General features: G+C 44.2%; 21 protein-coding genes. 1 reads left to right on the plus strand and 20 read right to left on the minus strand.

Features of this window, described 5'->3' with window-relative positions; all coding sequences use genetic code 11:
* Nucleotides 1-237: 237 nt before the first annotated feature.
* From G587_RS0120495 to acpP, 14 genes are all read right to left on the minus strand, one after another.
* On the minus strand, nucleotides 238-1308 hold the full coding sequence (locus G587_RS0120495) for an NAD(P)H-dependent flavin oxidoreductase (protein ID WP_026493765.1): 1071 nt from the start codon (nucleotides 1306-1308) through the stop codon (nucleotides 238-240).
* Nucleotides 1309-1377: 69 nt separating this feature from the next.
* Entirely contained in the window at nucleotides 1378-2139 is a 762-nt protein-coding gene (locus tag G587_RS0120500; protein ID WP_026493766.1) for a response regulator transcription factor, read from the minus strand.
* Between the two features lie 7 nt (nucleotides 2140-2146).
* A complete protein-coding gene (locus tag G587_RS23890; RefSeq protein ID WP_035787486.1) occupies nucleotides 2147-3814 on the minus strand; it encodes a sensor histidine kinase in 1668 nt (555 codons plus the stop codon).
* Nucleotides 3807-4835 (minus strand): extracellular solute-binding protein, encoded by a 1029-nt coding sequence (locus tag G587_RS0120510; protein WP_026493767.1) that lies wholly within the window; start codon nucleotides 4833-4835, stop codon nucleotides 3807-3809. Before G587_RS0120510 ends, G587_RS23890 begins: the two co-directional genes overlap by 8 nt.
* A 2-nt stretch (nucleotides 4836-4837) precedes the next feature.
* Nucleotides 4838-5302 (minus strand): MarR family winged helix-turn-helix transcriptional regulator, encoded by a 465-nt coding sequence (locus G587_RS0120515; protein WP_026493768.1) that lies wholly within the window; start codon nucleotides 5300-5302, stop codon nucleotides 4838-4840.
* Between the two features lie 42 nt (nucleotides 5303-5344).
* Nucleotides 5345-5797, minus strand: coding sequence for a 3-hydroxyacyl-ACP dehydratase FabZ (gene fabZ / locus G587_RS0120520; protein ID WP_035787488.1), 453 nt, complete (start codon nucleotides 5795-5797; stop codon nucleotides 5345-5347).
* 10 nt (nucleotides 5798-5807) lie between these two features.
* Nucleotides 5808-7082 (minus strand): beta-ketoacyl-ACP synthase II, encoded by a 1275-nt coding sequence (gene fabF, locus G587_RS0120525; protein ID WP_026493770.1) that lies wholly within the window; start codon nucleotides 7080-7082, stop codon nucleotides 5808-5810.
* Between the two features lie 87 nt (nucleotides 7083-7169).
* Nucleotides 7170-7901, minus strand: a complete 732-nt coding sequence (gene fabG, locus G587_RS0120530; RefSeq protein WP_026493771.1) for a 3-oxoacyl-[acyl-carrier-protein] reductase — start codon at nucleotides 7899-7901, stop codon at nucleotides 7170-7172.
* A gap of 429 nt (nucleotides 7902-8330) precedes the next feature.
* A complete protein-coding gene (fabD, locus tag G587_RS0120535) occupies nucleotides 8331-9269 on the minus strand; it encodes an ACP S-malonyltransferase (protein ID WP_026493772.1) in 939 nt (312 codons plus the stop codon).
* A complete protein-coding gene (locus G587_RS0120540; RefSeq protein ID WP_026493773.1) occupies nucleotides 9266-10165 on the minus strand; it encodes a DUF561 domain-containing protein in 900 nt (299 codons plus the stop codon). Before G587_RS0120540 ends, fabD begins: the two co-directional genes overlap by 4 nt.
* Nucleotide 10166: 1 nt before the next feature.
* Nucleotides 10167-11120, minus strand: coding sequence for a beta-ketoacyl-ACP synthase III (locus G587_RS0120545; RefSeq protein WP_026493774.1), 954 nt, complete (start codon nucleotides 11118-11120; stop codon nucleotides 10167-10169).
* A 4-nt stretch (nucleotides 11121-11124) separates the two neighbouring features.
* Nucleotides 11125-12129 (minus strand): acetyl-CoA carboxylase carboxyltransferase subunit alpha, encoded by a 1005-nt coding sequence (locus G587_RS0120550; RefSeq protein WP_026493775.1) that lies wholly within the window; start codon nucleotides 12127-12129, stop codon nucleotides 11125-11127.
* Nucleotides 12130-12139: 10 nt separating this feature from the next.
* On the minus strand, nucleotides 12140-12988 hold the full coding sequence (gene accD, locus G587_RS0120555; RefSeq protein ID WP_026493776.1) for an acetyl-CoA carboxylase, carboxyltransferase subunit beta: 849 nt from the start codon (nucleotides 12986-12988) through the stop codon (nucleotides 12140-12142).
* A gap of 41 nt (nucleotides 12989-13029) precedes the next feature.
* Nucleotides 13030-13257 carry an acyl carrier protein gene (gene acpP, locus G587_RS0120560; RefSeq protein ID WP_026493777.1) on the minus strand — a complete coding sequence of 76 codons (228 nt, stop codon included), beginning with the start codon at nucleotides 13255-13257 and terminating at the stop codon, nucleotides 13030-13032.
* Nucleotides 13258-13511: 254 nt separating this feature from the next.
* Here acpP and G587_RS25755 point away from each other — a divergent pair, with 254 nt between their 5' ends.
* Complete coding sequence (locus G587_RS25755; RefSeq protein ID WP_155829643.1) at nucleotides 13512-13670, plus strand: hypothetical protein; 159 nt, start codon at nucleotides 13512-13514, stop codon at nucleotides 13668-13670.
* A gap of 134 nt (nucleotides 13671-13804) precedes the next feature.
* Here G587_RS25755 and G587_RS23895 read toward each other — a convergent pair whose 3' ends face one another.
* The 6 genes from G587_RS23895 to G587_RS0120595 all read right to left on the minus strand — a co-directional run bounded on the left by G587_RS23895 (nucleotide 13805) and on the right by G587_RS0120595 (nucleotide 19872).
* Nucleotides 13805-15112: a putative bifunctional diguanylate cyclase/phosphodiesterase gene (locus tag G587_RS23895; protein WP_051201205.1), complete on the minus strand. Its 1308-nt coding sequence runs from the start codon at nucleotides 15110-15112 to the stop codon at nucleotides 13805-13807.
* Entirely contained in the window at nucleotides 15112-16428 is a 1317-nt protein-coding gene (locus tag G587_RS0120575) for a GGDEF domain-containing response regulator (protein ID WP_026493778.1), read from the minus strand. The genes G587_RS23895 and G587_RS0120575 overlap by 1 nt, the downstream gene beginning before the upstream one ends.
* A gap of 210 nt (nucleotides 16429-16638) precedes the next feature.
* Nucleotides 16639-17403: a hypothetical protein gene (locus G587_RS0120580; protein WP_026493779.1), complete on the minus strand. Its 765-nt coding sequence runs from the start codon at nucleotides 17401-17403 to the stop codon at nucleotides 16639-16641.
* A 166-nt stretch (nucleotides 17404-17569) separates the two neighbouring features.
* Entirely contained in the window at nucleotides 17570-18100 is a 531-nt protein-coding gene (locus G587_RS0120585; RefSeq protein WP_026493780.1) for a hypothetical protein, read from the minus strand.
* Nucleotides 18076-18321 carry a hypothetical protein gene (locus tag G587_RS0120590; protein ID WP_026493781.1) on the minus strand — a complete coding sequence of 82 codons (246 nt, stop codon included), beginning with the start codon at nucleotides 18319-18321 and terminating at the stop codon, nucleotides 18076-18078. The genes G587_RS0120585 and G587_RS0120590 overlap by 25 nt, the downstream gene beginning before the upstream one ends.
* A 54-nt stretch (nucleotides 18322-18375) precedes the next feature.
* Nucleotides 18376-19872 carry an ATP-binding protein gene (locus G587_RS0120595; RefSeq protein WP_026493782.1) on the minus strand — a complete coding sequence of 499 codons (1497 nt, stop codon included), beginning with the start codon at nucleotides 19870-19872 and terminating at the stop codon, nucleotides 18376-18378.
* Nucleotides 19873-19882 lie beyond the last annotated feature (10 nt).

The raw sequence follows: 19882 nt of genomic DNA on the forward strand, positions 1-19882 counted from the left end.
CAAGAAAGAATGTCGCTTGCGACATTCTCGCGCCGTTGCAAGATGTCCGGGGGACATCTGCTTTGCAACGACCGAAGTGGAACGTAGACGCGGTTGCAGAATGCAACATATTCCATTCGCGCGAGTGCGCATCCACGCGGAGCGTTTTAATATCATAGGAAAGCAATTTCCTATGATATTAAAAAGCCACGTACCGGTACTTTGGTACGTGGCTCCACTATATTCACTCATCTAAATTTAAGCCAGATTAAGCTCACTCTCACTCAGCAGTTCGTCGATCAGCTCCTTCACAGTCACAATGCTCTTTACTCTTGGTGCATTTTCACCGCAGAAGAAAAGGCCCTCTTCTCTGTTACCGCGGGCAGCGGATATAAGTGCTCTGCTGATGCAGTAAGGAATCTTGTCGCCCTTAGGGCATGCTGTAAGGCAGCTGTTGCACTTCTTGGCAAGGTAGCTCTTGCCCTTCTCAAGATTCTGAAGAAGAGGCGTATATATTGCTCTTGCGGGCATTCCCACAGGACTCTTGATGATGCGGATGTCCTCCTCCTTAGAATCGACGATCACCTGCTTGAAAACATCATCCACATCACACTCCTTTGTAGCGATGAAGCGTGTTCCAATCTGCACGCCGTCGGCGCCGGCATTCACAGCCTCTGCCATATCCTTTCCGTCAAAAACTCCGCCGCCAAGGAAAACATAAATCTTCTTTTTAAACTCCTCCTCGAAGGGTTTAATGGCTTCCTTAACCTCCTTAAGAATCTGGAGATTAGGCTGGCAGGTATTGTTCTCGAGATCATCTGCTGAGAAGCCAAGATGTCCTCCTGCCTTATGACCTTCTATTACCATGAAGTCAGGAAGGATTCCTGCTCTTCTTACGAAGTTCTTGCAAAGAAGCATTGCTGCTCTCTTACTTGATACAATAGGTGCAAATAAGGTCTTGCTGCCCTTTACAAGCTCTGCAAGATTAAGAGGAAGACCTGCGCCTGATATTATTGCATCTGCGCCTGCTTCAATTGCTGCCTTTACTGTTTCCTCATAGTGGCTTACGGCAACCATGATATTTACACCGATAAGTCCCTTGCCCTGAGAAATCTCCTTTGCCTTTTTGATGTGCTCCTTCAAAGCCCTGATATTTGCTTCAAAGGGATTCTCCAAAAAATCAGGCTCTTCAAATCCGATGTTTACTGAGCTTATGACTCCCATGCAGCCCTCTCTTGCAACACTTCCTGCAAGATTAGACAAAGAAACACCAACCCCCATGCCGCCCTGGATAATTCCATGAGCCAGCTCTTTTCCACCAATATTCATTTTTTAAATCTCCTCATTAGGCTCCTCCGCTGCAGGCAGCGGTAAATGTGGTCAGAATCCTGACACACATTACTTCACAAAATCGGAGGGAGAACTGTCAGTGTACTTTTTAAATACCGTACTAAAGTATTTGTAGTCACTAAAGCCTGTCATCTCCGATACTTCATATACTTTATAGGTTCCTGTCTCAAGAAGCTTCACGGCCTTCTGAATGCGATATTTATTAAGGAAATCAAGATAAGTCTGACCTGTTGCCTCTTTGAATTTTCTTGATAAATAACTTCCCGAAACACCAAGCTCCTCCGAAAAAGTCTCTATGCTTATCTTGTCCGCATAGCGCTCCTTCGTTTCCATTAAAATGCGCTGGACGTAATCATTGTCCTTCTCGCTTTTTATAAACAGAGTATCGATGTCGTCTGCAGTCTTCATCTTATCGTTGAGCTGCCTCAGCTGTCTGTCCTTTTCAATCTCTGTGATAGTTTTTTCAATGCTTTTCTTGAGTTCCTCTTCGTCGACGGGCTTCATAAGATATGCCGATACGCCAAGTTCTATTGCCTGCTTTGCGTACTCAAAATCAGCATAGCTTGTCATTATGATAGCCTTGAAGTCGCCAAGCTCCTGCCCCTGCTTTATCATCTCGATGCCATCGACAACAGGCATCATTATGTCTGTAAGCACAATGTCAGGCTGGAACTCCTTTATTTTTTCTATGCCTTCCTTACCATTACACGCTTCACCTATGATGGTACATCCCATGGATACCCAGTCCATGGTATATGCTATTCCCTTTCGGATGATATCCTCATCCTCGGCAATCAAAACTCTGTACATTTATCCCTCACATTCTGACAGGAAGAACCAGTCTTACAACCGTTCCTTCTCCCTCTTTACTGGTGATATCAAGTCCGTAGTCGCCCTTATACATAAGCTTTATTCTCTGATGAATATTGTAAAGACCGATGTGCTGATGCTCTGTATCTAGATCTATAAGCTGCATTTTTATCCCGGCGAGAGTCTCTGCATCAATTCCCACGCCATCATCCTCGCACACAAATATCAGCTTATCCTGAAGCTGATAGCCGTTGATATTAACGGTGAGCTTCTCCTTTTCTCCAAAGCCGTACTTAATGGAATTTTCAAGTAATGGCTGAACAAGGAGCTTCGGAATAAGACAGTCCTTTATATCCTCGGACACATTTATATTATATTCAAAACGCTTATTAAATCTGATCTGCAGGATATTGAGATAATTCTGAAGGTTATCAAGGTCCTCCCTGACTGTAACCTCTTCTCTCGTCTCCCTGATACTATAGCGCAGAAGTCCCGACAGCGACACGATCATCTTATCAGCTGCGGCGGCATCTATCTTTGCCATGAACCTTATGTTATCAAGAGTGTTGAAAAGAAAATGCGGATTGAACTGACTCTCGAGCCTCTTAACCTGCGCAAAAGCTACGTTCTCCGCAAGAATCTTGTTCTGCTCTATCTGAGTCTTAAGACCTCCAAGCATCTTGTTAAAGTCATTTCCTATTGTCTGAAATTCCTTACTGCTGTCGATCCTTAGCCCCACGTTCAGATCACCGTTCTGAACCGCTTCGAAGGCTTTCTCAATTTTCTTTACATCTCTTGTATATATTTCAGAGCTTTTCGCTGTACTTCTGTAGGTGATAACGATGATCGCAACGAATATAACTGCTATCACCGCTGTTATGATCAGCATGATGCTAAGGTTCCTGTTTATGTCTGAAAAGGTAAATATGTTGAGCCCTGCCGGAATGCTGCTCTCGTAGCTGACATACTTTACGCCGCCTATCTTGGCAATTCCGTTGTGCCCCTCAAAGAGTTCGTTAATCTGACCAAACTCATCCGTAAGTCCCTGAGTGTTGTTTAGATACACCCATCCGTTAGCATCTGTAACTGCACAGTATCTGTTCCTTTTGTAGATGATATCAGATATCACTGAGGTGGGAACCACGTAAACAATGGCGTAGGCAAGACCGCTTCGCTTGTGTATTCCCCTTGCCACATACAGGTTTTTTTCATATAGAATAGTCTCTGTTCTCTCGGGATTACTGCGCATCCTGTTCCAGACACCCCAGTTATCGTACTCCTCTTCTGTCAGGCACTCGGGGACGCTTCCTTCGCTTGAAAAAAGCACTTCCCTTTTGGGAGACAGGATAACAAGCTTTCCGATGCTTGAGTACTTTTCAGTGTGCGAATAAAGCTCCCTGAAAAACTCATCCTCAGATGCTTTGACATCATCCTTACTTTTAAGCATCGCCTTTTCACAGTTAAAAACCAGCTCGTAGTAATTGTCCAGTATTGCGCTGATGTCAGTTCCTATGTCAAGGTTATCCTTCTTATTCGCAGCACCTGTGTAAATGCTCCAGATGCAGACAAACAGGAGAATTGCAGTGAAAACAATCGCGATGACAGGAATCAGGGAATACCATATAAAGGTTCTTCTTATGTTGTCCTGAAAGGAGTTAATCTCTTTGTTACTCATTAGCTCCTCCCATCATATCTGAAAACCTGGACAGCCACTTATTTTTGCTGCTGCCTACAACATCACGGTCAGCTTCTACGATATTCAGTTCTTCCTTTGGTGTGACAAGAACAGATGCTTCCACGTCCCTGCGAACGCTTCTTCTTCCGAGCTTTGCAGTTATGTATTTCTGGGTATTGTATGCAGTCATGAAGTCCACGAATTTTTTGGCACTGTCTGCGTGCTTAGTATTCTTATTTATATAGACTCCATCAGGAGTGGAAAGAATTCCCTCCTCCATGTAGACGATCTTGATATGCTTATCCTGATTTATCATTGTCAGCGCAGCTTCTTCAAAGGTCAGTCCCACCAGAAATTTTCCGGAGGAGACGCCTTCGTATACTTCGGATGAACTTTGAAGAATTACTCCGTTAAGCTGATCACTGAATTTTTCAACATAATCCCAACCGTCCTCAGGATTGCCATTACCCATGGCGTAGAGCATATTTGTCAGGTGTTCAAAAGAAGATGAAGAACCGGAAGGATCGGCAAAGGCGATTTTGCCCTTAAGCCTCGGATTAAGAAGGTCCTCATATCCCTTAACCTCTATATCACCGATGAGATCAGTGTTTATCATAAGTACGCTGGGAACATCCGTAAAGCAGGTGAATCCTTCACCTACATCCTTGAAGTTCTCATAAAAGCTGTCGATGTTTTCAGTTTTATACGGTAAAAAAGCGCCTTCACTTTCGCCGACGCTAAGAATTGATCCGCCCCATAAAACATCTATATCAGCATTACTTTTTATGAGCTCAAGGGCCTTGGAGGTTCCGCACTGAAGAGCTTTAACCTTAATCCCGGTCTCGCTCTCGAACTCATTAATCAGAGGTATTATAAACGGGGCCGGATGAGGAGATACCACCACCAGCTTTTCCTGGGCTGTGTCCTTATCCGGCTGACCATAACCGATATTAAAAAATATGACCATCATTATCACGACTACGAAAACAAAGATCGCGGCTGCAATTATCTTTCTCTTCATAGTCATCCGGTAAATGAGTCCTTAAATGCTTTGATATCAAGCTCAGGCATCAGTTCGTTGTTGATGATGTCGAGCATCTCGTTGAGCTTCTTATAATCCTCGGGAGAAAATCTCTTTTCGCATCTCTTCATAAGAAGCTTTAAATAGTCCTGATTTATCTTACAGAACTCGAGATATTTCTGGGTGGGTCTAAGATGGTACTCACGTCCGTCTTCCTTGGACTGTACCTTCTCAACATATCCCTTCTGCACCAGGCACTTGATTCTGTGGGCAGCATTGGGGGATGATATATCAAGCATCTTGGCAAACTGAGCAACCGTAGGTTCCTCCATTGCCATTATGACTTCCATACTAAAGGTCTCAACCGTAGTAAGTGTAGCCTCTCTATTTTCAAATCGTGAATACACCTTCATGAAAAAGTGAAGGCGCAGCTTATCATATATGTGGCTTATTGCAAAATCAAACATAAAACAAAAATCCTCTTTTAATTTTTCTCTATTATAACATAGTTAAATGATAGAGAATGTGATTTCTGCTTTAGTGACTACAACGCCGTCAACCAGTGCTTCTGCCTCCGCTACGCCGACAGGTCCCTTGCATCTTACCATCTCGCAGCGAAGCTCTAACACATCGCCGGGTGTAACGGGTCTTTTGAAGCGTGCATTTTTAATACCACCAAAAAGTGCGATCTTTCCTCTGTTTTCAGGAAGCGCCAGTGCTGCCACTGCTCCTGTCTGAGCCAGAGCTTCGATTATGAGGACACCCGGCATAATGGGCTTTCCAGGGAAATGCCCCTGAAAAAAGGGTTCATCCATACTCACGCATTTTCTGCCAACTGCCCAGACTCCGGGCTCGTGGTCAATGATCCTGTCCACCAGTGCAAAGGGATAGCGGTGAGGGATTATGTTCGCTATCTCCTCTGCAGTAAGGGGATTTTTTTCTTCTCTTTCTACAATATTCATCTATGCCTCCTTATGCTTCGTACTTCTTAAAAATAAGGCAGGCATTGTGACCGCCAAAGCCAAGGCTGTTGCTGAGTACATACTTAAGATCTACCTCTATTCCTTTTTCCGGAACATAGTTAAGATCCATCTCGGGCTCGGTTTCCTGAAGACCTGCAGTTGCAGGTACGAAGCCATCCTCAAGAGCTTTCACGCTGAAAACTGCTTCAACACCGCCTGCTCCTCCAAGGAGATGACCTGTCATTGACTTAGTACTTGATACATAGAGATCCTTTGCATGATCTCCGAAAACTGTCTTGATGGCAGCTGTCTCATACTTGTCATTTAAGCTTGTGGAGGTTCCGTGAGCATTGATGTAATCAATGTCTGTCTCACTAATTCCTGCATCCTTGATTGCAAGCTGCATGCAGGCTGCTCCGCCCTTTCCTTCGGGAGAAGGTGAAGTTATGTGATAAGCATCGCAGTTGCTGCCATAGCCCACAATCTCAGCATAGATATGTGCGCCTCTTTTAACAGCGTGCTCATACTCTTCAAGTACCAGGATTCCGCTGCCTTCACCCATTACAAAGCCGTTTCTGTCCTTGTCAAAAGGAATGCTTGCTCTTTTGGGGTCCACTGTATCGGACAGTGCTTTCATGTTCTGGAAGCCTGCGATACCTAGAGGTGTTATGCTGCTCTCAGTTCCGCCGCAGATCATCACATCCTCGTATCCATCTCTTATTCTGAAAAATGAATCGCCGATCGCATTGCTTCCTCCCGCACAGGCTGTAACAGGGCATGTACACATTCCCTTAAAGCCGTGGGATATTGCAATCCTTGCTGCTGCCATGTTGGAGATTGCCATAGGCACAAAGAAGGGGCTTACAAAGTTATAGCCTTTTTCCTTAGCCCTGGTATTCTGCTTTTCAATATCATCAAGTCCGCCGATTCCACTTGATACGATAACTCCGCATCTGTCAGCAGAAATCTCTGAAACAGGTGTATCAAAGCTGTAGCTTCCATCCTCTGCCTTGCAGAGTCCTGCATCCTCGATTGCTTCCTCAGCTGCATATAATGCCAGCTGGGTGAAGCGCGACATGTGGCGAAGCTCTTTTTTATCAAGCTTTGATGCCGGATCAAAATCCTTGACCTCTGCTGCCACCTTTACCTTGTAATCGGTGGTATCAAAGAAAGTTATTTCTCCTATGCCGATCTTGCTTTTCTTTACGTTTGCCCAGCTCTCTGCCACGCTGTTGCCGGTTGGGTTTATGGTTCCAAGGCCGGTTACTACTACTCTTCTTTTCATGTTAACTCCTTTTCACAATGAAGTTCTGTTCTCGCTTCGCTCGTCAGAACACGTTCTTACCAGGTTCGAAAGAACCTCACCAGGTAATCACAGCCCTCCACTCACTTCTAAAACCTGTCCGGTGATGTAGCTGCTCTTTTCGTCAGCGAGAAAAAGAACTGCATTCGCAACGTCCTCCGGTTCTCCCATTCTCTTCGCAGGTATTGACGAGTTTATGTTTTCCTTCTGGGCATCGGTGAGCACAGCGGTCATGTCAGTTGCGATCATTCCGGGAGCAACTGCATTAACTGTGATGTTCCTTGAAGCCAGCTCCTTTGCGATGCTCTTGGTCATTCCGATGAGTCCTGCCTTACTTGCACTATAATTGGCCTGACCTGCATTTCCGTGAACTCCCACAACACTGGAGATGTTTACGATTCTGCCGTAGCGCTGCTTCATCATGGGCTTGGTCACAAGCTTGCTCATCAAAAATGCACCGCGAAGGTTGGTTGATATTACGCTGTCAAAATCGTCAGCGCTCATTCTTGCTACGAGGCCGTCTCTTGTGATGCCTGCATTATTTACGAGGGCATCCACCTGACCGTACTTATCCATTACGGTTTTTACCAGTTCCTCGCAGGAGTTCTCATCTGATACGTCGCCTTTGTAGGTCACAACGTCAGTTGCTCCGCTCTCTCTGCAAAGCTTCTCGGTCTCTGTCGCCGCCTGCTCATTTCCGGCATAGCTGATGACAACGTTGTAGCCCTTCTTTGCAAAGCCTACTGCTATCGCTCTTCCTATTCCGCGACTTCCTCCTGTTACTATTGCTGTTCTAGCCATGTTTCTACCTCTGTTTTCTGCACCTTATCAACCAGAATTGTTGTTTTAGTAGTTTCTGATTGTCACAGTTGGCTTTATGCCGATAATTAATTGTTATATTATCGTTATCAGTGCGTCTATTTCTTAAAAATCGCTGCTTCTGGTTGAATTTCAATTAAATATGAGCCTGTAAAAAAAGATATATGTACGTCAATCATCTCTTTTTTCAACAATTGACTCATCGCATTCGATATTAAATACTTTTATTATCACTATTACAAATAGTCGATACGTCGATATTGCCTAAAAAAATCACATAGACGTAACATCCCAAAATCAAAAGCTCAAAGTTCAGTCAGTTTTCATCTCTTCAGCATTCTGACTTACCTATTGTGTTCAAAAACTTAGATCCAGACAGAAGCCTTCCTCCTTCAAACTGCCAAAAGAAAGTCAGCACGCCCTATCCAAAAACTCCTTAATACTCTCTGAGCTCTCCAGTGTTATGCATTCGATGTCATCAACCTGCTTTTCCTTGGCAGTTCTCTTAACGAATCCTGTCAGCGCCTTTCCGGGGCCGATTTCAACGAAGCGTCTTACGCCCTTATCAAGAAGATACTCGATTGTCTGGGTCATCTTAACACCGCTCTGAACCTGCTTCTCAAGAAGTCCGGGTACTGTTTCAGCAGCGTCGCGCTCGCTTCCCTTTACGTTGAATACAACAGGAATCTTTTCTTCTTCAAAGCTTATGTCCTTGAAGTAGTCCTTTAGAGCATCTCCTGCAGGTGACATGAACTTTGTATGAAAAGGTCCGCTTACATTTAATGGCATGCACCTTTTCGCACCGTTTTCCTTAGCAATCTCAGATGCCTTCTCAACGGCCTTCTTCTCGCCGCCGATTACGATCTGTCCGGGACAGTTGTCGTTACAGATGGACACAACGCCCTCAGACTGAGCTTCGTCAACGCACTTCTGGAGCTCGTCTCTTGAAAGTCCCATGACTGCTGCCATTCCGGCTTCAACACCCTCAGCTGCCTTAGTCATGGCATCACCTCTGAAGGCTGCAAGCTTTATTGATGTCTCTGCATCCCACACACCTGCTGCATGAAGGGCTGAATACTCTCCAAGAGAAAGTCCTGCCAGGTAGTCGGGCTTAATTCCGTTCTTATCAAGGATTGCCGTTACACCTGCCGCAAATGCGACCATGCAGGGCTGTGTGTATTTTGTCTGGTTAAGTTCTCCCTCCGGATCCTCAAAGCACATTTCCTTTAAATCGAAGGAGAGCTCTGCCTTATCAAAAACGTTCTTAAATTCATCAAAATCGCGGTAGAGGTCTTCGCCCATGCCCTTGTGCTGGCTTCCCTGTCCCGCATATAAAAATGCTGTTTTCATACGCTCATCAGCTCCTCAAATATCTCTCTGACAGGTCTTATCTCCTTAAGCTGACCGCAGGTCTGACCTGCCATGAGGCTTCCGGTTTCAATATCGCCCTCAAAGACTGCTCTTTTAAGGCTTCCAAGTGTGAACTTCTCAAGCTCCATAACATCGGCTCCTGCCTTTTCCTGCTTGATGTATTCCCTTGTCATCTTGTTCTTCAGGACTCTTACGGGTGTTCCGCCGATTCTTCCTGTTACAACGGCGTCAGTTCCCTTGGCTTTTACAACAGCCTTTTTGTAGTTCTCATGGATAGGACATTCCTCACTTGCAAGAAGGCAAGTTCCAACCTGGATTCCGCAGGCGCCAAGAGCAAATGCTGCCTTGACCTGTCTGCTGTCCGCGATTCCTCCTGCTGCGATAACGGGAATATTTACCGTATCTACAGTCTGGGGAACCAGCGTCATGGTTGTCATCTCTCCTACATGTCCACCACTCTCACAGCCCTCTGCGATTATCATGTCAGCACCGCTCTTTTCAAGAGCCTTTGCAAGGATAGGTGCTGCAACAACCGGTATAACCGTTATGCCTGCTGCCTTCCACTTCTCCATGTATTTGGCAGGGTTGCCCGCTCCTGTGGTAACGACCTTGACACCCTCTTCGATAACGATATCTGCAAGCTCATCTGCATCAGGATGCATCAGCATGATGTTCACGCCAAAGGGCTTATCTGTTTTGCTCTTGCATTTTCTTATCTCTTCCCTGAGCATCTGAGGGCTCATTCCGCCTACGCCTATGAGTCCCAAAGCACCTGCATTGGAGCAGGCTGCCGCAAATTCTCCGGTTGCGATATTCGCCATTCCTCCCTGAATGATCGGGTATTTTGTACCAAGTATCTCGTTTAGTTTTTTCATTTTAATTCCCTCTCCCGGCATAGCGTATAAGTGCTCCTGCCCAGGTAAGTCCTCCTCCGAAGCCGACCATCATAAGAAGGTCACCGCTTTTCACCTCGCCCTTCTTTACAAGCTCATCAAGTGCGATCGGCACTGACGCAGCACTTGTATTTCCGTAGCGATCCATGTTCTTGTAAAACTTATTGGGATCTGCCTTCATTCTTCTTATGACAAAATCGATGATTCTCTCATTTGCCTGATGGCAGATCACTTTATCTACATCTTCGACTCCCAGTCCACTTTTTTCTTTTAGTTCCTCAATGCACCTTGGAATAATGGTTGTTGCGAATTTGAAAACTTCCTTTCCTTCCATTCGAAGGTTGCTTGGCTTCTTGCCGGCTCCCTCAGCCATGATCTCGTATCCGCCCCTTGCACCAAGTGTTGACGCATAGATTTTTTCGTCGGATCGCCTTATCACCGCTGCACCCGCGCCGTCCCCAAATAATACGCAGGTGGTTCTGTCTGTCATATCAAGAAGCTTGGAAAGCTGCTCGCACCCTATGACAAGTGCATGCTTTTCACCATTTCCGTTAAGCAGTCCTCTTGCAACTTCGATTCCATATAAAAAGCCGCTACAGGCTGCGTTCACGTCAAAGGCAGGAATGTTTTCACGAAGTCCCAGATGTCTTTGCACCATGCATGCCATACTGGGTGTTGCAAAATCACCTGAGACTGAGGCGCAAATGCAAACTCCTATGTCCTCAGGCTCAAGTCCCGAATCCTCAAGTGCCTTCTTTGCCGCTTCAATTGCCAGCGAGTTCGCACATTCATCCTCAGCACAAAAATATCTGTTTTTAATTCCTGTTCTGGTGCTGATCCACTCATCGCTGGTATCTACTATCTTCGCAAGGTCGTCGTTTGAGACAACCCTGGAGGGAACCGCCATTCCGGTTCCTATTATCTCTATATTTTCCATATGGTCATCCGATCTTCCTGTACTTCATCTGTCTCTCGTTCTTACAACCTGCTGGTGACAGTGTCATAAGCTCCTTCAAGTTTGACCAAAGTACTTCATCAAGATTTTTGAAAACTTCGCTGTAATCTCTCTGAGCGCCGCCCAGGGGTTCCTTCACAACTCCGTCTGCTACGCCGGCCTTCAGAAGATCATCCGCAGTGAGCTTCATAAGCTCGCAGGCTTCCTTATGTCTGTCTGCATCCTTCCAAAGTATGCTGGCAAACCCTTCCGGACTTAGGATTGAATACACTGCGTTTTCAAGCATCAGAATTCTGTTGGCAACGCCTATTGCCAGCGCTCCTCCGGAATTACCCTCGCCTGTAACAACTGCGATTATCGGCACATGGAACTGGCTCATCTTTGCAAGGTTAGTTGCAATAGCTTCGCCCTGTCCGTGCTCCTCAGCTTCAAGTCCGGGATAAGCCCCCGGTGTATCAATGAAGGTTATTATGGGTCTTCTGAATTTCTCAGCCTGGTTCATAAGTCGTAATGCTTTTCTGTAGCCTTCAGGACACGGCATTCCGAAGTTATAGGCCATGTTCTCTTCCATGGTGTGTCCCTTTCTGTGACCAAGAACTGTCACCGGGATTCCGTGGAATCTTGCAATGCCTCCATAGATACTTCTGTCCTCATCGAAGAGGTGATCTCCCTTTTGTTCAAAGAAATCTGTAAAAAGTCCCTCTATAAAATCATCTATGTGAGGTCTTTTAGGGTGTCTTGCAAGAAAGACCTTTTCATCCGGAGTCAGCTTGCTGCAGTCCTGTAAAAGATAATCCCTAAGCTGCTTAAGTCTGTCTATCTCAGTTCCGTGGTACTCCCAGGCTTCGTAGTCCTCCTCTATTTCCTCGAGGACCTCGTCACATTCGATCGCTGAGTTTACAAGCTCTGCTGTCTCTCCTGCTGCCTTTTTTTCAAGTGCGCTGATTTTCTTATCAAGTTTTTCAACTGACTTCAAAACCTTTTCCAGCATTGTTACCTCCTCATGCGTGCAGCTCAATAAGCTGAATAAGAGTATCCCTCATCTCACTTCTTGGTACGATTCTGTCCACAAATCCATGGGCTTCAAGGTACTCACTTCTCTGGAATCCCTTGGGAAGCTTTTTGTGGATCGTCTGCTCGATAACCCTGGGTCCCGCAAAGCCTATAAGAGCTCCGGGCTCAGCCAGTGTGATGTCTCCCAGTGATGCAAAGCTTGCGGTAACTCCACCTGTTGTGGGATGTGTAAGGAAGCTTATGTAAAGTCCTCCCGCCGCATTGAACTCCTCAATTGCCGCTGCGGTTTTTGCCATCTGCATCAGGCTGAATATTCCCTCCTGCATTCTGGCTCCTCCGCTGGCTGAGAAGATGATGAGCGGAAGCTTTTTTTCCATGGCATACTCCACAGCCCTTGTCACCTTTTCACCAACAGTACTGCTCATACTTCCCATGAAAAAGCGACTGTCCAGAACAATGGTAACCACTCTGTGTCCGCCGATTTTTCCTGTAGCAGTAACTGCCGCTTCAGGGAGTCCTGTCTTCTCAGACTGGACCTTTAGCTTATCCCTGTACTCCGGGAATTTCATTGGATCCTTGGGCTCCATGCCCTCGTTCAGCTCCTTGAAGGTTCCCTTGTCCAGGATCAGTGAGAGCCTGTAGTATGCACCGATTGCCCTGTAGTGTCCGCATACCGGGCATACGTAGTAGTTCTTCTGCCAGTCCTGCTTTAAGGCTCTCCTGTTACATGCTTTGCATTGTATGAAAACCGGCTCCTTGTCTTTTTTCAGAAAAACCTCACCCAAATCCTTCCTTACTCTGGCAGGAAATGATAATGAGTCAAGAAATGTTCCCATGTCGAAGCCTCCTTCGCCTATGTCTTAACATCTTCTGCTTCTTACTTGTTTGCCTCGATTGCCTTAAGTACGTCCTCAACTGTTGAAAGCTTAGCTACTTCCTCATCAGGAATCTTGATACCAAGTCTCTCCTCGATTTCCATGTGAAGCTCAACAACGCTGAGTGAATCTGCGCCAAGGTCGTCGATAAGCTTGGACTCAAGCTTTACCTTGTCCTCATCTACTGCAAGAATTTCTGCTACGAGTGCCTTAAGTTCTTCAAAGTTCATTTTTGTTTCCTCCGTTTTAACTAAATATATTTTAACTAAATTACTTTGAAATAGTAACGTGAGAGTTTCCATTTGTCAACATAAAATTTCAAGGAAACTAGGTGTCTCATGAAAGTTTAAAACATTTGTTTTCGCTATAAAGTTTTCTCAGAATGGACTCGATAATAATAGTGAACAATAAAAAACATGCGCAAACGGCCGATTGCATGAAACAAAATAAAATCCAGTAACAACGGAGGTATTCAGCTATGTATATGTATGAATTGTTTCTTGCAAAAGATGTTAACGGAAGAAGTATCCACTTCATAGAAACAAACCACAAGGTAGACGACTTAGAGATATGGCTTAAGAAGCTGGTTAAAGACAATACAATTACCGAAGATGTTGCAGACGCAGTAACCTTTGTATGGTAAACAAAACGAATCAGAATATCCAAAGCTCGATAAGGCAAATACAATAAGATCAGTCCACAGAGCACACGGGATAAAAAAGTTTTCAAAATAAAAAGGAGCTATGCCCCGCGAAGCATAGCTCCTTTTGATTTGTGTCATTTGTTATAAACCTTATTTTTCAGGCGTTCCTCAAACTCCTCTAACGGAAGCGGTCTGTCGTAGTAGTAGCCCTGAATGATATAACAGCCCACCTTGTTAACGAAGTCTATCTGATCCTGTCGCTCTACGCCCTCTGTGATGACCTCCATCCCAAGCTCCGAAGCCATGTGGATAATATCCGTCAGGATTATCTTATCCTTCCATGAAAACTCAGGCGTATTTATGAAGGAACGGTCAATTTTCAAAGTGTGAACCTCGAATTCCCTAAGCGTAGCAAGGGAGGAATAACCCGCTCCAAAATCATCTATCGCGGTGTTAATACCCCTTTCACGAAGGTCGCTGATGAACTTAGCCAGTTCGCCGTGCTCCTGTTCATCTACGGTCTCAGTGAGCTCAACCTCGATGTATTTTTTATCTATTCCCGAATTGATGATGATCCTGTCGATGTTTGCGGCGAGGTCAGGGTCAACCATGTCTTTTCTTGAAAAATTGACGGATATGGTTACGGGCTCAAAGCCGTTGTCCATCCACTTTTTAATATCCTCACAGGTTTTCTTAAGTACATAGAAATCCAGAAGATATATCTCTCCGTTCTGCTCAAGCGGCGGTATAAATATTCCGGGAGATATCATCTGACCGTCATGGTTCCAGCGAACAAGTCCCTCAGCACCCACAAGAGTATTATTTCTTGAGTCAACCTTGGGCTGATAAAAAACCAGAAATTCCTGATTCTGCAGGGCACTCTGATACTGCTCCAGCACAGTTTTCTGAACAGCTACCCTCTTTATCATCTCCTCGGTTACACTTACCACAGGAACATGGAGTATGTGCTTGGCATGCTGAAGCGCAATGGATGGTCTGCTGATGGCTTCACCGGGATCATCAAAATTTTCCTCAATATCCCAGAGGCCGATCGTAGAAGGGATTCTTACCTTTTCCTCCTTACCGTTTGCCGTAAAGGTCACCTCTATACCGTTAAGAAGGCGGCAGAATTTTTCCTTTCTGCATTTTCTGACAAGAGCAACGAAATTATCTCCTCCCAGATGTCCCAGCACCTCGTCCTCATCAAGGAATTCCTTAACCTTCTCTGAAAATCTGATCACGATGCTATCAGCAGCTTCTATTCCGTACTTCTGATTGATATTGCTAAACCCCTTCAGATTAAAAAGGAAAGCAGTGTATTCCTTAATTGTGCCAATAATAATCCTACCGTGGATCTCATCAATGTATCCACCGGCATTTGGAAGGCCTGTCAAATAATGAACTTTTCTGTCCTGAATAATCTTTCTGATATTATCTGGCATTATGATTTAACCATTTCCATCTCATAAGTAATAATATACGCTCCAGACGGATCCTTCATTTTCCAATTCTCGACGACTCTTCTGATTACTGTAACACTGTTGATAGTTTCTGCTTCCAGTAAGATCACTCTCACCTGACTGTTTCCATTTTGAGATACCACGTCACTTCCCCGCAGTGAATCTCTTATCACCTCAAAGAACATTTTCCCAATTTTCTCGGGAACCGGTTCCGTTTCGGACTCTTCGTGGCTTATCGTAAAAACTATGAAATGATTCCCGACCTTATAATTGTCTTCAACTCTGCATAGGAATCTGTATACAACCTTAAACTCATCGGGTGTCAGGCAAAAAGCGCCTCTTTCCCTATTTCTCTCACTTAGGAGGAGCATATCCTGCCTGATGTCAGTAGGTATTTCTTCCGAATCCTCAGTGCTCTCTTCTGTTTCTGAAAAAAGGCAATGCTCATATTTTCCGCTGAGCTTAACCTTATGAAGTGCCTTTTCAGCCTTTTGGTACAGGTCTTCAAATTCTGCCCCGTCTTCAGGAGTAAATACTGCGCCAACAGAGGCTCCGAGGGTAATCTTCATATCCTCGCCCATAAACTCTTTTGCAGATTTGAGTAATTCTTCGTTTATGTAGGCTGTCTTTTCAGCTATGGTAGCTTCGTCTGTGATATTCTGACAGAAGGCGATAAACTCATCTCCGCCCATTCTTCCAGCTACATCATTTGCTCGTATAGCCGCTCTTATTATCTCTGCAAATCTTATCAGTACCTTGTCACCCATGCTGTGACCATACAGGTCATTTACAAGTTTGAAGTTATCAAGGTCAATTATCATCAGTACGCCCCTGGAGTTTTTGCACAGGGCGCCAATCTCCTGTTTTGAAGAAGGTTTATTAAGAAGTCCGGTCATGGGGTCTGTCACTACTACAGCCTTAACCCCATCGATCTGTTCAGCATTTCTAAGGATATTATCGACACGCTTAATAAGCACATCTGCACGGAAGGGTTTTCTGATAAAATCTACGGCCCTCTGATCGAAACCTTTTGCCTCAGCCTCCTCTTCCGCATTAGCTGTCATGAAAATAGCCGGAATGCGTTCGGCGTACTGCTCCTGAATCTCACTAAGGAGCTCAAATCCAGACATTCCGGATATATGAAGGTTCGCCAGAATAAGATCTGGTCTTTCATCCCCGTACTTCTCTACCGCCTCAGCTCCTGATGTTACACAGATAGTTTCATAAAAAGGTGCAAGTATGTGCTGCGTCATTCGAAGTGTAATTCTTTCGTCATCTACTATCAGAATCTTTTTCATCAAAGTTCCTCATAGGCAGTGGTCTGAATTGCAACAATTTATTTCGCAGAATGTTATATAACTGCTTATATTATAAACTTTTGTGATAAAAAAATGCGAGAAAAAATATCAGTTTATCGTTTTTTTATTTTATGAGTTGCATTTTCGCATGAAAGAAGGTGAACCGTCAATGTAGCGGTTCACCTCTATTAGTTTATATAATGGCCATATTTACTTTACCTTGAACATATGGCAGATCTTTGCAGTCTTTTTCTTGCTTCCAAGCTTTACGTGGGATGTATCTGAGAAAACTGTATATCCATCAGTAAATCCCTGATTCCACTCCTGGATTTTATCGTAGTTACTTGTGCAATTTCCGCATACTCCTACGCAGGCCTTTTTATATCCGGTAGGGAAATCAATCGTGATACTTTTCGCATAGGATACGTAGTAGCTGTATGATCCACCGCCCCAGGTTATCTTCTGCGGCTTGTAAGGCCTCCAGTCTGTTTCTGAAACTATCGCATCCTTATAGTTATCACCTTCAGCACCATCAGTAACGCTGGTCTTTAAGTTCTCACCGGTTCTCTGGTCTACATATACCACATCGAGGTAGTCAACATAGCTGTCACCCTTAAGTCCATCTTCACGTCTTTGCTGAAGTGTTTTTGCAATTTTCTTGCTAAGTCTCTTGGGCAGCTGAACCTGAACAGTCAGGACAACCTTTACGCCACTACTGCTTCCGCTGCTCTTTGCCCCACTGGAGCTTCCAAGCGGAACTCTCTTATATTTTGTTATCTTTGCAAAGACCTTCTGGAACTTTTTGGAGCCCGGCAATTTCGTATGGACTATTGTCCAGTTACCCGGTTTTAGATTAAAGGAAACCCCACTTCGCTTCAAGTCCATGAACTCAGCATGGGCAGGCATAGGTACCGCTGCAAAGAAAAGTGCAACAGTAAGAAACATAGCTAACAGAACATTAACCAATCTCTTCATTGATAAATCCCCCTCATTTTTGTTTATCAATAACTAGCATAAGTTTATGATTCAATCATAAGCTAAAATACATATCGACATATATGTGAAAAATCTTTACAGTTAATAATTTTCAGAATGAAATTTTCTTTCCTCTGATTGTACTTCCCCCTTAATAACTGCTTCATCAGGCTTCCGTTATTTCATTCTGAAAAAATGCTTGTATCTTATTTATGTAATTATTATCCTCACTCGAGTAAATCGGTCTTACATAATAATCATCCTTACTTGTCTCAATAGAGAAAAAGGCAGAAGTAGCGGACTGTTCATAGTCGAAAGTAAACTTCATTCTATTAAGAATGGTTAGTGGCAATATCATGTTGAATGAATATCTCTGTGCATTTATAACCGGTACAAGCAAATCGTGAAACGTAATAGAGTTACTTTCATCATCCATGACCTCGAAGCTTGGAATAATCCAAACCGGAACATCTATTATAGGATTTTTCCCCAATCCATGAATTATGGTCTTTTTCTCAGTCTGATACGCACTTGGATATCGTAATTTTATATATTTTTCACCCATAAACCATATAGGCACATTAGCTCCTGTATCTATCATACAGGAAATATCATCCCCACTTTCAGATTTAACATATATGACTGCCTTATCATTTCTATCTAATTCAAAGTTCAGTCGTTTGTTTGTAACTCGCATAAAATATTAGCACCTTCCAATTCCGTAGTTCTTCTCCAAGTAAAAAGTATACCCGCTGCTTTAAGCTCTAGTTCAGCGTCATACATCTCACTCTCATCGCATACTTTCACAGGAACTGCTGAAATAATTTTGGAACCCGACTTTTCTGCATCCGTGAGAGCGACCCACTTATCCGGATATTTCTCTTGTATTTCTTTCCAACTCATCTTTTCCTTTGTCATTAGAAGTCACCTCCTAACTATTTTATTTCTTACTCCTTATTATTTTATCACAAATTATACTTCCAATATCTGCTCAACTATTTCCTTTCGCACATCCCTAAGAAGGAGCATCTTGTTATATTTATAATATTCCTCTGAGCCCTCGTTCTGTATGTAATTAAGGCTGTAGTGACCTGCGTCAAGGCGTGTGAGGAACAGAACCATTTCCTGCTCTTCCCCGTAGATCTGCTGTAAGAATGAAAAGCAGTTGGCGAGATGCCTTCCGGTATTTTCACAGGACTCTCTTCTATCCATCTCTCTGCCTGCAAACCACTCCTTTATGAGATCTTTGTTGTCCTCCATTTCAGAGCCCGCAAGTTCCTTACCAAGATTTTCAAGGGCATGGATTTCTCTCTTGAGCACGATCTCCGAAGACTTATCCATAAGATGCTCTCCGGCTTTCTTCTCAAACTCGTCGCGCATCTGCTTTATGCGAAGCTGAAGTCTCTTATATATAGACTCTTCCTCCGGGAAAATATTGCCCTTCACAATGTCAGTTATTTCTTTCTGAAGCTTCTTCTGTACCTTAAGCTCGCCGTCATAGGTCTTAAATTCCTGATTAAGTCTGTCTATCAGGAGGTTTATGATACTGAGCTTTTCATCAAAAGGAGCCTTGCGAAGCTTATCCCTCTCTGCAGGTACGCTTCCTTCGAGGATTTCATCCACGTTGTAAACATCCTCATATTTATGGTACAGCGCATAGTACATGGCAAAGTCCCTAGCCACCTCAGGTTCCTGGAGGTACTGGAGCGTAACCTTCTCATCCACATCTATTCCAAGTTTCTCATAGGCTCTTATAAGCTGCGAAAGATCCTCCCATCCTCTGGCGGTCACAAAGCGTTTGCCCTGGATATCATTTTTTATCCTGTAGAAATTATCCTTATGAATATCGAGGTAAGCAAGGATTGAGCCATGAACACCATTCACATCAGCATATTCCTTGAAGGCTTCAAGATCCTCCTCAATGTCGATTCTCTTAACTCGGTCCAGAGTAACAATATCGAAATCCCTTACCGCCTTGTTATACTGGGGCGGATTACCTGCAGTTACGATGATGAACCCCTCAGGAACACTATGTGCACCAAAGGTCTTATACTGAAGGAACTGCAGCATGGTAGGAACAAGCGTCTCCGAAACGCAGTTGATCTCATCGAGGAAAAGAATTCCCTCCTTCACACCGGTCTGGTTAATCTTGTCGTATACCGAGGCGATAATTTCACTCATTGTGTACTCAGTTACGGAAGTTTCCTTTCCTCCGTATTCCTTTTTGGAAATGAAGGGAAGTCCAATGGCACTCTGCCTGGTGTGGTGAGTTATGGTATAGGATACTAGGTTGACTGAAAGCTCCTCTGCAACCTGCTCCATGATGGCAGTCTTACCGATTCCCGGAGGTCCTATAAGAAGGATAGGACGCTGTTTCTGCACAGGGATAAGATAATTCCCCATTTCGTCCTTTTCTCGATATGCCTTGATTGTGTTGATTATTTCCTGCTTCGCCTGTTTTATGTTCATGTTTTTGCCT

The organism is Butyrivibrio sp. XPD2002, assembly GCF_000423945.1.
Classification (GTDB): domain Bacteria; phylum Bacillota; class Clostridia; order Lachnospirales; family Lachnospiraceae; genus Butyrivibrio.

Coding starts and splice junctions, on each gene's coding strand:
- G587_RS0120500 (WP_026493766.1), bottom strand. CDS start 2,139: ATGTACAGAGTTTTGATTGCCGAGGATGAGGATATCATCCGAAAGGGA.
- G587_RS0120510 (WP_026493767.1), bottom strand. CDS start 4,835: ATGAAGAGAAAGATAATTGCAGCCGCGATCTTTGTTTTCGTAGTCGTG.
- fabZ (WP_035787488.1), bottom strand. CDS start 5,797: ATGAATATTGTAGAAAGAGAAGAAAAAAATCCCCTTACTGCAGAGGAG.
- G587_RS0120595 (WP_026493782.1), bottom strand. CDS start 19,872: ATGAACATAAAACAGGCGAAGCAGGAAATAATCAACACAATCAAGGCA.
- fabD (WP_026493772.1), bottom strand. CDS start 9,269: ATGAAAACAGCATTTTTATATGCGGGACAGGGAAGCCAGCACAAGGGC.
- fabG (WP_026493771.1), bottom strand. CDS start 7,901: ATGGCTAGAACAGCAATAGTAACAGGAGGAAGTCGCGGAATAGGAAGA.
- accD (WP_026493776.1), bottom strand. CDS start 12,988: ATGGGAACATTTCTTGACTCATTATCATTTCCTGCCAGAGTAAGGAAG.
- G587_RS0120540 (WP_026493773.1), bottom strand. CDS start 10,165: ATGAAAAAACTAAACGAGATACTTGGTACAAAATACCCGATCATTCAG.
- G587_RS23895 (WP_051201205.1), bottom strand. CDS start 15,112: ATGCCAGATAATATCAGAAAGATTATTCAGGACAGAAAAGTTCATTAT.
- G587_RS0120580 (WP_026493779.1), bottom strand. CDS start 17,403: ATGAAGAGATTGGTTAATGTTCTGTTAGCTATGTTTCTTACTGTTGCA.
- fabF (WP_026493770.1), bottom strand. CDS start 7,082: ATGAAAAGAAGAGTAGTAGTAACCGGCCTTGGAACCATAAACCCAACC.
- G587_RS0120575 (WP_026493778.1), bottom strand. CDS start 16,428: ATGAAAAAGATTCTGATAGTAGATGACGAAAGAATTACACTTCGAATG.
- G587_RS0120585 (WP_026493780.1), bottom strand. CDS start 18,100: ATGCGAGTTACAAACAAACGACTGAACTTTGAATTAGATAGAAATGAT.
- G587_RS25755 (WP_155829643.1), top strand. CDS start 13,512: ATGTATGAATTGTTTCTTGCAAAAGATGTTAACGGAAGAAGTATCCAC.
- G587_RS23890 (WP_035787486.1), bottom strand. CDS start 3,814: ATGAGTAACAAAGAGATTAACTCCTTTCAGGACAACATAAGAAGAACC.
- acpP (WP_026493777.1), bottom strand. CDS start 13,257: ATGAACTTTGAAGAACTTAAGGCACTCGTAGCAGAAATTCTTGCAGTA.
- G587_RS0120495 (WP_026493765.1), bottom strand. CDS start 1,308: ATGAATATTGGTGGAAAAGAGCTGGCTCATGGAATTATCCAGGGCGGC.
- G587_RS0120590 (WP_026493781.1), bottom strand. CDS start 18,321: ATGACAAAGGAAAAGATGAGTTGGAAAGAAATACAAGAGAAATATCCG.
- G587_RS0120545 (WP_026493774.1), bottom strand. CDS start 11,120: ATGGAAAATATAGAGATAATAGGAACCGGAATGGCGGTTCCCTCCAGG.
- G587_RS0120515 (WP_026493768.1), bottom strand. CDS start 5,302: ATGTTTGATTTTGCAATAAGCCACATATATGATAAGCTGCGCCTTCAC.
- G587_RS0120550 (WP_026493775.1), bottom strand. CDS start 12,129: ATGCTGGAAAAGGTTTTGAAGTCAGTTGAAAAACTTGATAAGAAAATC.